Annotated in this window: 13 protein-coding genes; 9 read left to right on the top strand and 4 right to left on the bottom strand. The window is 37.1% G+C overall.

Features of this window, described 5'->3' with window-relative positions; genetic code table 11:
* The first annotated feature begins 44 nt into the window (after positions 1-44).
* The 7 genes from QF004_RS05760 to QF004_RS05790 all read left to right on the top strand — a co-directional run bounded on the left by QF004_RS05760 (position 45) and on the right by QF004_RS05790 (position 8093).
* Positions 45-2162, top strand: a complete 2118-nt coding sequence (locus tag QF004_RS05760; protein WP_307423844.1) for a TonB-dependent receptor — start codon at positions 45-47, stop codon at positions 2160-2162.
* 117 nt (positions 2163-2279) lie between these two features.
* Complete coding sequence (locus QF004_RS05765; RefSeq protein ID WP_307423846.1) at positions 2280-3044, top strand: hypothetical protein; 765 nt, start codon at positions 2280-2282, stop codon at positions 3042-3044.
* Positions 3011-3526 carry an acyl-CoA thioesterase gene (locus QF004_RS05770; protein ID WP_133439065.1) on the top strand — a complete coding sequence of 172 codons (516 nt, stop codon included), beginning with the start codon at positions 3011-3013 and terminating at the stop codon, positions 3524-3526. Before QF004_RS05765 ends, QF004_RS05770 begins: the two co-directional genes overlap by 34 nt.
* 101 nt (positions 3527-3627) lie before the next feature.
* Complete coding sequence (locus tag QF004_RS05775; protein ID WP_307423849.1) at positions 3628-4563, top strand: 2-hydroxyacid dehydrogenase; 936 nt, start codon at positions 3628-3630, stop codon at positions 4561-4563.
* An 80-nt stretch (positions 4564-4643) separates the two neighbouring features.
* Positions 4644-5903, top strand: coding sequence for a serine hydrolase (locus QF004_RS05780; RefSeq protein ID WP_133439067.1), 1260 nt, complete (start codon positions 4644-4646; stop codon positions 5901-5903).
* Positions 5904-5931: 28 nt separating this feature from the next.
* A complete protein-coding gene (locus QF004_RS05785) occupies positions 5932-7638 on the top strand; it encodes an Ig-like domain-containing domain (protein ID WP_307423852.1) in 1707 nt (568 codons plus the stop codon).
* The gene (locus QF004_RS05790; protein WP_307423855.1) at positions 7635-8093 is read left to right on the top strand and encodes a heme-binding domain-containing protein; all 459 of its coding nucleotides are present in this window, start codon (positions 7635-7637) and stop codon (positions 8091-8093) included. The genes QF004_RS05785 and QF004_RS05790 overlap by 4 nt, the downstream gene beginning before the upstream one ends.
* 75 nt (positions 8094-8168) lie before the next feature.
* Here QF004_RS05790 and QF004_RS05795 read toward each other — a convergent pair whose 3' ends face one another.
* The 4 genes from QF004_RS05795 to QF004_RS05810 all read right to left on the bottom strand — a co-directional run bounded on the left by QF004_RS05795 (position 8169) and on the right by QF004_RS05810 (position 11036).
* Entirely contained in the window at positions 8169-8501 is a 333-nt protein-coding gene (locus tag QF004_RS05795; protein ID WP_133439070.1) for a hypothetical protein, read from the bottom strand.
* Positions 8502-8504: 3 nt separating this feature from the next.
* The gene (locus QF004_RS05800) at positions 8505-9353 is read right to left on the bottom strand and encodes a prolyl oligopeptidase family serine peptidase (RefSeq protein ID WP_307423860.1); all 849 of its coding nucleotides are present in this window, start codon (positions 9351-9353) and stop codon (positions 8505-8507) included.
* Positions 9334-10149 (bottom strand): 3-methyl-2-oxobutanoate hydroxymethyltransferase, encoded by an 816-nt coding sequence (gene panB, locus QF004_RS05805; protein WP_133439072.1) that lies wholly within the window; start codon positions 10147-10149, stop codon positions 9334-9336. The genes QF004_RS05800 and panB overlap by 20 nt, the downstream gene beginning before the upstream one ends.
* 173 nt (positions 10150-10322) lie before the next feature.
* On the bottom strand, positions 10323-11036 hold the full coding sequence (locus QF004_RS05810; RefSeq protein ID WP_133439073.1) for a Crp/Fnr family transcriptional regulator: 714 nt from the start codon (positions 11034-11036) through the stop codon (positions 10323-10325).
* 91 nt (positions 11037-11127) lie between these two features.
* Between QF004_RS05810 and QF004_RS05815 the strand changes: the two genes are divergently transcribed.
* Entirely contained in the window at positions 11128-13518 is a 2391-nt protein-coding gene (locus QF004_RS05815; protein WP_307423867.1) for a heavy metal translocating P-type ATPase metal-binding domain-containing protein, read from the top strand.
* Positions 13519-13635: 117 nt separating this feature from the next.
* The gene (gene ccoS, locus QF004_RS05820) at positions 13636-13857 is read left to right on the top strand and encodes a cbb3-type cytochrome oxidase assembly protein CcoS (RefSeq protein WP_133439075.1); all 222 of its coding nucleotides are present in this window, start codon (positions 13636-13638) and stop codon (positions 13855-13857) included.
* Positions 13858-13859 lie beyond the last annotated feature (2 nt).

Raw genomic sequence — 13859 nt, forward strand, 5'->3', positions numbered from 1 at the left:
TGATAATCGCCCCTTTTATTCAATTAATCTTAAAAATTAAAAGAATGAAAGGATTTATTTTTTTAGGACTTCTCGCAGGTCCATTCTACTTTGCACAAAACACCGTGCAGGATTCCCTCAAAACCAAGGAAATTGAAAGCATCAATTTTCTGAAACGACTGCCCGTCACCAAAGAAATCATCAACGTTGAAAAAGATTTAGGTTCAAAAAATCTCGGTCAGGATTTACCGATTTTACTGAAAAACCAAATGTCTGTGATTTCGACTTCCGACGCCGGAAACGGCATTGGTTATACCGGATTTAGAATTCGTGGTGTTGGCGGAACAGCAATCAATGTAATGCTGAACGGCGTTCCGTACAACGATTCGGAATCTCAGGGAACCTTTTTTGTAAATGTTGGAGATTTAACGAGTTCTGCGTCTCAAATCGTGATTCAGCGTGGCGTCGGGACTTCTTCAAATGGGGTTTCTGCTTTTGGGGCGAGCGTCAACGTGATTACCAGAAGTCCCGAAGAACAGTTTTATGTAAAATCTGATGATTCATACGGATCTTTTAATACCTATAAATATTCGGCAGAAGTAGGAAGTGGCAAATTCTGGAAGGACCGATTATCATTAATGGGAAGATATACCACCATTCACTCTGATGGTTATATCGACCGTGCTTTCTCAGATTTAAATTCTTATAATTTCACTGCGCTTTTTGAAGAGAAGAAAACCAAAATCAGACTGATGGCTTTTGGTGGAAAAGAAAAAACCTACCAAGCCTGGAACGGAATCGACAAAACCACCTGGGAAACCAACCCGAAATTCAATTATTCCGGAGCAATTTATGATGCAGACTGGGAAAATATTGTTGGTTTCTACGGCAACGAAACCGATAATTACCGCCAAAACCATTATCAGTTATTATGGGAACAAAACTTTAACAATCACTGGAATCTAGAGACGACTTTTCATTATACCAAAGGAAAAGGATATTATGAAAACTACAAACAGGACGCAAAGTTTTCTAAGTATAATTTACCGGACTTCACCATTGATAATCAAACCATTAAAAGAACAGATTTCATCCGTAAAAAATGGCTCGACAATGATTTTTACGGAGGCGTTTCTACCCTTTATGGAAAGTTTGAAAACCTCGACTTAAATTTCGGAATCGTTGGAAACCAATATTTCGGAAAGCATTTCGGAAATGTTACCGGCGTTTATTTTCCAGAAATCTTCGAACATGAATATTATAGAAACAACGGAACAAAAACCGAATTCTCAGGCTTCGCAAAAGCAATCGTGAAATTAAACACGTTCGAACTCTACGGAGATCTGCAGTTGAGAAACATTAATTATAACACTGAAGTTATTCAGCAAGGTGATAATGAAGGGGTCGGATTAAGTAAAAACTGGTTATTTTTTAATCCAAAAATGGGCGTGAATTATAAAATCAATTCCGGGAAATTATTCTTTTCTTATGCCCACGCACACCGGGAACCGAACCGTGACGACATTTTCGCCAATCCGGAAATCAAACCTGAAAAACTTCACGATTTCGAAGCAGGTCTGGAGAAATCATTTGGTGCGGTTTCTTTCACCACCAATTTATATTATATGAATTATGTGAATCAATTGGTTTTGAACGGTCAGATTAATGACATCGGCGAATTCATCCGCGTGAATTCAGGGAAAAGTTACCGGATGGGAATCGAGGTCGGCGCTTGGGCAAAACTTTTACAACAGTGGACTATTTCCGGGAATTTCACTTTAAGTAAAAATGAAAACAAAGACTTTAAAAATGAAACTGATACCGGATTTGAAAGTTTAGGAAATACTCCCATTTCTTTTTCACCAGATTTCCTGGGGAATATTTCAGTTAATTATTCACCAACATCAAAATTCGCCTTAGGACTTCAAAACCAATATGTTGGAAGCCAGTTTTTAGACAACACGAACAACGAAAACTTAAAACTGAATAATTATTTCCTAACCGATTTTAATGCGAAATATACTTTAAATCTAAAAAGAACTGAAGTTGATCTCAAATTATTAGTCAACAATATTTTCAATAAGAAATATGTGAATAACGGTTTTGTTTATGATCAGAATCCTTTCTACTTTTCACAAGCGGGAACGAATTTCTTATTCGGCATGAGCATTAAATTTCAATAATTAAAAATTAACGAAACACAACTCATGTTTTTTCGCAATGATCTGATTGAAGACTGCTTTTTGGGCAGTCTTTTTTATTTTTGATTAAATGAATCAAAAAACATAAATTTGCCGAGTATGAATTTTTCCTTACATCTTCTCGAATATCTAAAAAAACAAGGTAATGTTTCCATTCCTGGTTTTGGCACTTTTTATCTGCACACTATTAACGCTGTGCTGGATAAAGAGGGAAAAAACATTTTGCCACCGGGAAAAGAAACAGCATTCAAAACAGATATTTCAGAAAACACAAATGACTTTGCGCAATATCTTTCAAAGCAAAGAAACATTCCGCTCATCGATGCTGAAATCGAAATTAAAAAGCAACTTAATTATTGGAACGCAACACTTCTCAAAGACCAAAAAGTAGAAGTAGATCATTTAGGAACTTTCTTCCTGGAAGACAGCAAAATGTTTTTTCAAGGAAACAGAGCTGAAAACCTTTCCGCCGATTTTTATGGATTAGAAGAAATAAACCTTTCGGACATTAAAAACAGCACGAAGAAAACAGGCAATTCCTACACATTAAAGACTTCTTTTTTATGGATTACACCTTTACTCATCGGAATTATAGCACTGACCTATTTCGGAGTTACCCAACCGGAAATGATTTTCGGCAGGAAATCTTTTTATAAAGAAACGCCAAAAAAAGAAGTAAAGCCCATTAAAACAGATACCGTAAAAAGAGATTCGCTCAAAGCAGTTCAACTGGCTGCGGATTCTATAAAAAATGATTCTTTGCAAAAAGCAATCGCCCCTGTAAAAACTCCAGCTAAAAAATGGAGTTCAAAAACCTATTCAAACTCTCAATGGAAAAAACCAAAACAGCATCAGAATCGCTGACCATAATGACCAATATCGTTCTACCGAATGAAACGAATTCCCTGCGGAATCTTTTCGGCGGCGAACTTTTAGCAAAAATGGACCGGTGCGCGTCCATCTCCGCGGCGCGACATTGCGAAAGACGTGTGGTAACAGCTTCGGTAAATCACGTCTCCTTTGACAAACCCATTCCGGAAGGTGGAATCGTGGTTTTAGAATCGAAAGTTTCGCGCGCTTTTTCAACTTCCATGGAGATTTATGTGGATGTTTGGCTGGATGATCCGATCAATCAGAAGAAAGTTCATACCAATTCCGGAATTTACACTTTTGTCGCGGTAGATGAATTCAACCGCCCTATTCCCATTCCGAAAATGACCCCGGAAACCGAAGAAGAAATTCAAAGATTTGAAGCGGCATTGCGCAGAAAGGAACTTTCCCTCATTCTGTCCGGAAGAATGAAAGCTGCAGATTCTGTGGAACTTCGGAAACTTTTTGGTTCATAAACAAGAATACTTTAACACTGATAGATACGCACAATAGTGCAAACTTAAATAGTGTCTTTCGTGTAAATAATTTGTGAAATTTCTTTTTAAAACACAAGAAAATGAAAATCCTGCTCCTCGATAAAAACCATCCTTTAATTACAGAACAGCTTTCTGTGAAAGGTTTTTTGTTTGAAGAAGATTTCACATCGCCTTACGAAGATGTTTTAAAAAAAATCGGGCATTACGACGGCATTATTATCCGCAGCAGAATTCCTATCGATCAAAACTTTCTGGAACATGCAAAAAATCTGAAATTCATTGCAAGAGTCGGTGCCGGAATGGAAAACATCGATGTGGAATTTGCGAAGAAATCAGGAATTCAACTGATCAGTTCGCCGGAAGGAAACCGCGATTCGGTTGCGGAACACGTTTTGGGAATGCTTTTGATTTTAATGCACAGATTATTTATTTCTTCTCAGGAAGTAAAGAATGGAATCTGGAAAAGAGAAGAAAACCGCGGCGATGAAATCCTTGGAAAAACAGTCGGCCTTATCGGTTATGGAAACATGGGAAAAGCCGTCGCAAAAAGGTTTTCAGGATTTGGGTGCAAAGTTATTTTCCATGATATTTTACCCGACATCGGCGACGAATTTGCAACGCAGGTTTCCTTAGACACCTTAAAAAAAGAAGCAGATATTCTCAGCATTCACCTTCCGATTACGAAAGAAACTCATTACATCATTGATGAGAAATTCATTTCGGAAATGGCAAAAGATTTCTATTTCATCAATACGGCAAGAGGAAAAAATGTAAAAACGAACGATTTAGTAAAAGCCTTAAAATCCGGTAAAGTTAAAGGAGCCGCGCTGGATGTTCTGGAGTTTGAAAAAGCATCTTTCGAAAATCTGGATACTGAAAACGACGATTTACAGTTTCTGCTTCAATCCGAAAAAGTAATTGTTACGCCCCATATTGCAGGTTGGACGGTTCAAAGCAAACAAAAACTGGCACAGGTTATTGTAGATAAGATTTTGGCTCAGTTTTCCGGGCATTAACAAATTTTTATGACTTCGGTCTTATTTGTTTTTACGAAAATCCCCTATATTGCGGAGATTTTTAAGCCAAAACTTTTTTAATGAAACTTTCCAAATCCTTCCTTTTCCTTCTTTTAATTACACTGGTTTTACTCTCCTGTAAAAAAGAAAGTTCTGAAGAAGCGCAAATCAAAACAACTTTACCCAATTACGGAAATGTCGATTTAGACGATGTTTTTACCCGCAAAGACAATAAGCTGGAGAACAAAGATTCCATTACTGCTGTACTACACCGTTACTATAAAAATGTTTGGGAAAAAGGAGATTTGTGGGGCGGATTTATCGTTGCCAAAGGTGACGAAATTCTGTACGAAAATTACCGCGGTTTTGCTCAGGACAAACAGCAGGAACCTATTAACGATACCGTTGCCCTACATGTTGCCTCGGTTTCGAAAACGCTTACCGCAATGGCAACGTTGAAATTAGTAGAAGCCGGTAAAATTAAACTGGAGGATCCTCTAACCAAATATTTCCCAAAATTTCCTTATCCGAAAGTGACGGTCTTCACGCTTTTAAGTCAAAGAAGTGGTTTACCGAAATACGAGCACTTCGTTGATAAAATAAAACCGGCACCGGCAGAACTTTCAAAAAAATTCCTGACCAATCAGGATATTTTAAATATGCTGATTCAATACCAGCCGGAACTTGCCCGGAATACAGACACGGGTTTTATGTATTGCAATACCAATTACGCTCTCTTGGCTTTGCTCATCGAAAAGGTGACCGGAAAAACATTCCCCGAGGCGATGAAACAAATGGTATTTCGTCCTTTAAAAATGAAAAACTCATATATCTTTCAGGAAAAAGATACATTAACCGCTGCGAAATCTTTTTATCAAAGAGGTCCAAAAGTTTATCCATACGATCAACTTGATTTGATTTATGGTGACAAAAATGTCTACACAACACCACGAGATTTGTTGAATTTTTCAAAAGCCCTTTATTCAAAAGAATTCCTGCGCGCCGATTTAAAAGAAAAAATTTTCGAGCCTTACAGCAACGAACGTCCAGGAATCAATAATTACGGCTTAGGTTTCCGGATGAAAATATTTAATAATAATGAAAAACTCACCTATCACAACGGCTGGTGGCACGGAACCAATTCTGTATTTGCCCATTTATTAAAATCCAAAGTGACCATTATCGCAATCGGCAACAAATATTCTACGCGGGTTTATTCTGCATTGGCGCTGTCGGGGTTGTTTGAAAACCTGCCTTATGAAAAGGAAAAAATCAAGAAAATGCTGAATGAAACCGATACGCTGAAACAGAATCAAGCGAATGACAGCTACAGTGAATAAATTTCTTAATTTTGTACAAATTCCTTTCATGAAAAGATTATTCTTTCTGGTTTTCATCAGTCTTCTATTAACCTCCTGCGCAAGAGTCGGCTCGCCGGTTGGAGGCGCGAAAGACAGCATCCCGCCAAAAGTTACCGGAAGCAATATCGACAGTCCGAGAGTGAATGTTCCGCGCGATATCAGGGAACTCAGAATCGATTTTGATGAATATATCACCCTGAAAGACATCAACAAACAACTGATTATTTCGCCGCCGTTAAAACAGATTACCAAAATGCTGCCTTCCGGAATGGCCAATAAATTTCTGCTGATTAAATGGGCAGATACTTTAAAAGAAAATACCACTTATAACTTTAATTTCGGAAACGCGATTGTAGATAATAATGAAGGGAATCCTCTCGGATATTATAATTTTGCATTTTCTACGGGTTCTAAAATAGACAGTCTTTACATCAGTGGTGAGCTGAAAACCATCTTTAATGATAAAGATAAAAAAACAGAAGAAGGAAATTTGGTCGTCGGACTTTATCAGGAAAAAGATTCGATGGATTACCGCCAAAAGCCTTATTATATTACGAAAGCAGATACTGACGGCTACTTTGAACTCAACTATTTAGCGCCAGGAAATTACCGGCTTTTAGCTTTTGAAGACAGCAACTCCAATTCGGTATATGATAGCGGAAAAGAAAAGGTAGGTTTCTTAAAAGACAAAATTACTTTAGATAAAAGTATTTCCGGTTTAAAAATTAATCTTTATCCCTCAAAAAAACCATTGAAATATATGGAAATGAAAGAGGTTCCGGGTGGAGTTTTAATGACTTTCGAAGGACAGCCGGATGAGGTGAAAATCATTTCATTAAACGAAAAACTGAAAGATTATAAAGTGACCCATTTGCCAAAATCAGATTCTGCAATGATCTGGTTTAATGCAACGGCACAAAATGTTGGAATTACCAGCAATGAAAATCTAAAATTCAGTTATGACAACGGCGTTAAAAAAGACAGCGTTTCGCTTTTCTACCGTTATAATACAAAGAACGAAATGTCGGTATCCAATAACCGCGGAAATTTACTGGCACCACAACAGGACTTCGTGATCACTTCTAATTATTTCGTAGATAAAATTCAACCCGAAAAATGGTCGTTGGTTTCTGATAGTATTAAACAGGATTTTACGGCAGAAGTTTCCGAAAAGAACCCTTTTGAAATTCATATTAAATCGAATTTTAAAGAAGGGAAAAAATACGCGCTTACCATTCCAAAGGAGACCCTGTCTTCATTCTATGAAACCATTAAAAAAACATACCGTTTTGAATTTGAAGCCGATAAAACAGAAAACTTTGGTGATCTATTGTTGACTTTAGAAAACGCACCTGAACATAAATTCTGGATTCAACTGATCAACGAAAGCGGAGCAGTCACCTATTCAAAATACGGAACTGAAAAGCAGATTAATTTCAAATCGCTGAAACCTGGAAAATATGAACTCCGCATTTTAGTTGACGAAAACGAAAATGGTCTTTGGGATCCTGCAGATTTCGCAAAAGACATTTTTGCAGAACCTGTTTATATTTTCGATAAAAAAATAGAGGTAAGGCCACTTTGGGAAATTCGTGAAACCTGGGATCTTTTAAAAGAAAACGGCAAAGATGCTTTAAAAGAAACCACAAAAGAAGTTGAAAAGCCAAAGAGTATTAATGCCAAAGAACCTCTAATTATAGCAAGCCCGAAATGAAAACTTTTTTAAACATCCTTTATTGGTTTCTGATTGTGATCGCGTTGATACAGTTTATTCCGATTGACAGAACCAATAAACCCGTGGATTCAAAAGTAAATTTTGTAAAGGTTTACAACACGCCGAAAAACGTACAGCAACTCCTGAAAACAGCTTGTTACGATTGCCACAGCAACGAAACTGTTTATCCGAAATATGCATATGTCGCACCGATTTCCTGGTCTGTAAAACATCATGTGAATGAAGGGAGAACCTATCTGAATCTTTCTGAATGGGGAAACTTCAACCGGGACTTGAAAAAAGACATGGTTAAAAAAACAGTTAATGCACTGAAAGTGTACAGCATGCCAATGCCGGGTTATATCGCCCAACATCCGGAAGCAAATCTAAATAAAGAGGAAAGAACTCTCCTCATCCATTACTTCGAAAACATTTTAAACACAGAGAATTACTAGATTTTCTTTACGCTAAAAAAGGACTAACGCGATTGCATCAGTCCTTTTTTCTATTCCATTTTTAATAAAATCAGCTTACTGTTGTCTCGGTGCTCTTGGTCTGCTGAAAATTGACATTAAAACTCCGGCAAAAAGACCAACCGTTTTCATCGCTGCGACCTGCGAATCAACCGGGATAAAAGCTCCAATGATGCAAAGTCCCGCCGCTGCGTACATCGGATAGAGAAAGTTTTTATTGGTTAATGTCGGAGCCTGTACAAAGAAACTGGCACCAATTAAAATGTAAAATAATTTCTGGTACAGAAAGTCATTGATTTCCGGTGAAAGAAGATTGAAAAATCCAACCAGGATGCACAGTAAAGCACCGATCGATAAAATTCCCTGAATAGTTGCTGTATTTGTTTTCATTGTCTATTTTTTTTGATTAAAAAGCCATTGTGGCATTGCATCTGCGAGTTTCGCAGATAATATATTGTTATGATATTTGTCTTTAAATTCCCAAAAAAGAACTTGCCCTTTATCCTTCATCTCTTCGTAAAATTTTAAATTACTTTGAGGAAAATTATCCGTGTCTAAACTTCCATGAACAAGCCATATCGGTGTTTTAAGAAGTTTTTCATTATTGTCAAATTGTGAAATTCCCGAAATATTAATTGCTGCTGCAAACAGATCCGGTCTTTTGGAAATCGCATTAGAAACAGTTGCTCCGCCCATCGAAAATCCCATCACGTAAATTCGGGACCGGTCGATATTTTTTGAATTTGCTAATGAATCGATAGATTTTAAAAGCAGATCCAAATATTCATTCGACTCCGAAGCAGAAACTCTGCGTTTTTCATCCAGATGATAATTGGAAGAACGCACAGGAAATTGCGGTGACAAAACAAACGACGGATATTTCTTTCTGTTTTCCGGCAGCAGCCACATTTTAGACAAAATTCCCATTTGAGATTTGTTGTCAGTGCCAACTGCGCCGGAGCCATGAAACACCACGATCAGCGGATATTTTCTCTCCAACTTTATTTTTTCCGGGCTTAGCATTCGGTATTTTAAGGATTCTTTTCCATTGCTGAACTGGCCTTCTTCAAATTCAGAATCATCTAAACTTTTAATAAAGGAAATTTTGGCAATACTTCGGGCTGAATCTTTCGAACCGTGGATTTCTGTCTTTTTTCCAAACTCTGTTTTTTGAGAAATACAGGATTGAAAAAGACAGAATAAAATAAGTAAAGAAAAGAACTTAATAACTTTCGTTTTCATTAGGAAAATCCCCGGTTTTAACATCTTTCACAAAACTGGAAACTGCGCCCGTAATTTCGGTATATAAATCAAGATATCTTCTTAAAAACTTTGGCGAAAAACCTTTGTTCATGCCGACCATATCGTGATAAACAAGAACCTGCCCATCACATCCTGCGCCTGCTCCAATCCCAATGGTTGGAATTGAAATGCTTTCTGAAACTCTTTTTGCAAGATCAGCCGGAATTTTTTCCAGAACTAAAGCAAAGCATCCTAATTCTTCGAGCAATTTTGCATCACTCATTAATTTCTCAGCTTCTTCATCTTCTTTTGCTCTTACCTTATATGTTCCGAACTGGTAAATCGACTGCGGCGTAAGACCCAAATGTCCCATCACAGGAATTCCGGCGTTAATAATTTTGGTAATCGATTCTTCAATTTCTTTTCCACCTTCAATTTTCACTGAATGCGCACCTCCTTCTTTCATCATTCTTACGGCAGATTCCAGAGCTTTCTCAGAATTACTCTGGTAAGAACCAAAAGGCAGATCTGCTACGATCAAAGCACGGTCTACACCACGAACCACACATTGGGTGTGGTAAATCATCTGATCCAAAGTAATGGGAAGTGTTGTTTCATGTCCGGCCATAACGTTGGCTGCAGAATCTCCGATGAGGATGGCATCAATTCCACCGGCATCCACCATTTTAGCAGTTGTGAAATCGTATGCGGTAAGCATGGTGATTTTCTCTTTGTCGAATTTCATTTTTCGCAAAGTTTCGGTGGTGATTTTTTTTATTTCTGAATGTACAGACATAATTTAATGTGATAATGGGTTGATGTTTGTGATGATATGCTGATGTGGATGATGTGAAAATGTGATTGATGGGTTGACCGATACTTACAGATCGATTTAAAATATTAAAAATAAGTCAATTAATAATATTAAAAGCAGTTCCTGAAGTAACTCATCAGCAAATCAAAACAGGATTAAATGATCACGTGCCCCAACCTAATTAGTTTTTCGTGGTTCAGGATTTTGATGTTTCTGCCTTCCACTTCGATGAGTTTGTCCTGTTTGAACTCAGAAATCAAACGGATTGCACTTTCAGTCGCGGTTCCGATGATGTTGGCAATTTCTTCTCTTGTTAAAGAAATCTTGATAAATCCCTCAGGATCTGTTCCTAATTTCTGTTCTAATAAAAGCAGGATTTCTGCCAGTCTTTCACGCACGGTCTTTTGTGCTAAGAAAGTAACGGTATTGGAGGATTCGCCCAATTCGAAGGCGATTTTCTGCAGCATTACAAATGAAAACTTCGGCGCTACTTCCAACATTTGAAGAAATAAATCAGACGGTAAAAAAGTCGCTTCCACTTCGGTCATTGCCTCCGCTTTCGCCTGAAAATCCTCACCGCAAAGTAAGGAACGGTATCCGATTAAATCGCCCTCTTTAATAAATCTAAGAATTTGATCTTTACCGTAAACTCCCTGTTTAGAAAGCTTTGCAGTTCCTTTATTTAAAAAATAAACTCCGTTTGGGATTTCACCATCTTCGAAAATAATTCCACCTTTATTAAATTTTAAAATTTGCTTGGCAGCAATGTATTTTTCATAATCTTCTGCCGGGAGCATTTCTTTGAAAGATTCATCATTAAATAGTTTCTGTAAATTCTCCTCGATTTGGGTTTGTTTCGCTAACGACATAATTGCATGACATTTATCAGCAAAAATAGGATATTTAAAACCCTAACACAAATATATTTATCATAATTTTGCCACTTCAACTTTAAATAAATTGTCAGAAAACTGTTTTCACTGTGGGCAAACCACAGACAAAGAGCTTATCAACTTCGATGAAAAATCCTTTTGCTGTAATGGATGCAAATCGGTGTACGAAATCCTGAATATGAATAATTTGGGGAATTTCTATGAACTTAATAAAAGTTCCGGAATCAGGCCAAATGATGATAACACTTCGCAATTCGATTATTTAGACACCCCGGAAGTATTTGCAAAAGTAACCGATTTCTCAGAAGGCAATACTTCTTTAGTTACTTTTAAAATTCCTGTAATTCACTGTTCGTCATGCATCTGGCTTTTAGAAAGCTTACAGACTCTGAATGGGAAAATCAATTATTCTCAGGTCAATTTCACCAGAAAAAATGTTCAGATTTCCTTTAATCATCAGGAATTAAAACTTAGCGAACTCGCCAAGTTCCTCACGAATCTCGGATATAAGCCGGTCATCAATCTGGAAACTGCCGACAAAAAAGAAGAAACTTTCGATAAAACTTTAATTGTAAAATTAGCCATTGCCGGATTTGCATTTGGAAACGGAATGTTTTTAAGTTATCCGGAATATGCCGAACAAGTAATGGGTACCACCGATTTCTGGATGGATACTTATAAAAATCTGTTCCGGTTTATCATGTTCCTTCTGGCGACTCCAGTCGTTTTTTATTCTGCTTCCGATTATTTTAAATCTGCCTGGTTTGGACTGAAAAACAAGATTGTAAACATCGATGTGCCAATTGTTTTGGGAGTTCTGATGCTTTATGGCCGAAGTATTTATGAAGTTTTAACCGATTACGGTCCCGGATATTTCGATACTCTATGCGGTCTTTTATTTTTCATGCTGATGGGAAAACTCTTTCAGAAGAGAACTTACAGTGCTTTATCCTACGACCGCGACTATAAATCCTTTTATCCTATCGCCGTTACAAAAGTAGATTTCGAGGGGAAACAGCAAAATATTTTATTGAATGAGTTAAAAATCGGTGACCGGATTATGGTCCGCAATCAGGAAATCATTCCGGTTGATGCGATTTTAATTCAGGGTGAAGGAAATATCGACAATAGTTTTATTACTGGAGAAAGTGCTTCGATACCGAAAAAACCGGGCGACAAAATCTTCGCCGGCGGAAAACAGGTTGGTTCTGTATTGGAACTGGAAGTCATTAAAAACGTTAATCAAAGTTATCTGACGCAACTCTGGAATAAAGAAGCCTTCAAGAAATTCGAAACCGGTCTCGACACGATGACCAATGACCTCAGTAAATATTTTACTTTTATCATTTTGGGAATCACGCTTATTGCAGGAATTTATTGGGGACAACACGATTTCGAAAAAATGTTTCAGGTGGTTGCAGCGATATTGATTGTGGCTTGCCCGTGTGCTTTGGCACTTTCTGCTCCCTTTACTTTGGGGCACATTATGCGGATCATGGGACGCAATAAATTTTATGTAAAAGACACTTTAACAATTGAGAAATTAGCAAAAATCGACACACTGGTTTTCGACAAAACAGGAACGATTACACACAATAAAAAAGCGAATGTCGTTTTCGAAGGTGAAGAAATTTCTGAATTTGATTTAAAGAATTTAAAAAGTCTATTAAAAAATTCAAATCATCCTTTATCAAAAAGTTTATATCATTTTCTGGAAACTCAGGAAGAATACTTCCCAACGGAGAATTTCGCGGAAACCCCGGGGAAAGGATACATCGGTACCGTCAGAGGAAAAAACTATAAAATAGGATCGGCCACTTTTATCGGGCAACCGTCTAAAAACCTTGAGACTGCTGTTTATATTTCAAGAGACGGTCAGTTTTTAGGCAAATATATTTTCACCAATGAGTATCGGGAAAATATGTCGGAAATGTTTTCAGAATTAAATGATTATCAAATTCATATTTTAAGTGGTGATAATTCTTCGGAAGAAAGTTCATTAAAGCATTTGGTCCCGAATGTAGATAAAATGAAATTTAACCAAAGTCCGGAAGATAAACTGAATTTCATAAAAGCCCTGCAGGATGACCACAAAAAAGTAGCGATGCTTGGTGACGGACTGAATGACGCAGGAGCTTTAAAACAAAGTAATGTAGGAATCGCTGTGGCAGATGACACCCATTCTTTCACGCCATCATCTGATGTCATTATGGGCGGTGATCAAATAAATGAGCTGAAAAAATATTTTGATTTATCGAAAGATGCAGTAAAAATTGTGAAATTCACTTTTGGAATCAGTTTATTTTACAATGTAATCGGGCTCTCCTTCGCTGTTACGGGGCATTTATCTCCGTTAGTAGCTGCGATTTTGATGCCCATCAGCTCTATCAGCGTCGTAATCTTTACATCCCTGGCTACCTGGATCCGATCGGCTAAATATTTTAAAATCAACCAATAAACCCACTTTGACCAATTATTTAGAAATATTTTAAATTAACGACATTTAACATTTAATGATGAATATCATAATTTTTAAGTAAATTTGAACCGGTTAAAAACTAAATTTGCAAAAGATATGGATATATTATATTTAATGATTCTTTGCAGTGTCTCTTTAGCTGTAATTTTCTTGATCATTTTTATAATAAGTGCAAGAAATGGCCAGTTTGAAGATGATGAATCCCCCGCAGTCCGCATATTGTTGGATTCAGAAATTATTAAAGAAGATTCACCCGTTTCTAAAGAAGCAGAATCAACAGAGAAGTTAGATAAAAGAACAGAAGAAAAAAGTGATTAGTA

Origin of the sequence: Chryseobacterium sp. MDT2-18 (assembly GCF_030815285.1) — a bacterium.
Taxonomy (GTDB): domain Bacteria; phylum Bacteroidota; class Bacteroidia; order Flavobacteriales; family Weeksellaceae; genus Kaistella; species Kaistella salivictor.

Excerpts from the sequence above, each read along its gene's own strand:
- QF004_RS05765 (WP_307423846.1), top strand. The coding sequence starts at position 2,280 with ATGAATTTTTCCTTACATCTTCTCGAATATCTAAAAAAACAAGGTAAT.
- QF004_RS05785 (WP_307423852.1), top strand. The coding sequence starts at position 5,932 with ATGAAAAGATTATTCTTTCTGGTTTTCATCAGTCTTCTATTAACCTCC.
- QF004_RS05780 (WP_133439067.1), top strand. The coding sequence starts at position 4,644 with ATGAAACTTTCCAAATCCTTCCTTTTCCTTCTTTTAATTACACTGGTT.
- QF004_RS05790 (WP_307423855.1), top strand. The coding sequence starts at position 7,635 with ATGAAAACTTTTTTAAACATCCTTTATTGGTTTCTGATTGTGATCGCG.
- QF004_RS05800 (WP_307423860.1), bottom strand. The coding sequence starts at position 9,353 with ATGAAAACGAAAGTTATTAAGTTCTTTTCTTTACTTATTTTATTCTGT.
- panB (WP_133439072.1), bottom strand. The coding sequence starts at position 10,149 with ATGTCTGTACATTCAGAAATAAAAAAAATCACCACCGAAACTTTGCGA.
- QF004_RS05760 (WP_307423844.1), top strand. The coding sequence starts at position 45 with ATGAAAGGATTTATTTTTTTAGGACTTCTCGCAGGTCCATTCTACTTT.
- ccoS (WP_133439075.1), top strand. The coding sequence starts at position 13,636 with ATGGATATATTATATTTAATGATTCTTTGCAGTGTCTCTTTAGCTGTA.
- QF004_RS05810 (WP_133439073.1), bottom strand. The coding sequence starts at position 11,036 with ATGTCGTTAGCGAAACAAACCCAAATCGAGGAGAATTTACAGAAACTA.
- QF004_RS05795 (WP_133439070.1), bottom strand. The coding sequence starts at position 8,501 with ATGAAAACAAATACAGCAACTATTCAGGGAATTTTATCGATCGGTGCT.
- QF004_RS05770 (WP_133439065.1), top strand. The coding sequence starts at position 3,011 with ATGGAAAAAACCAAAACAGCATCAGAATCGCTGACCATAATGACCAAT.
- QF004_RS05775 (WP_307423849.1), top strand. The coding sequence starts at position 3,628 with ATGAAAATCCTGCTCCTCGATAAAAACCATCCTTTAATTACAGAACAG.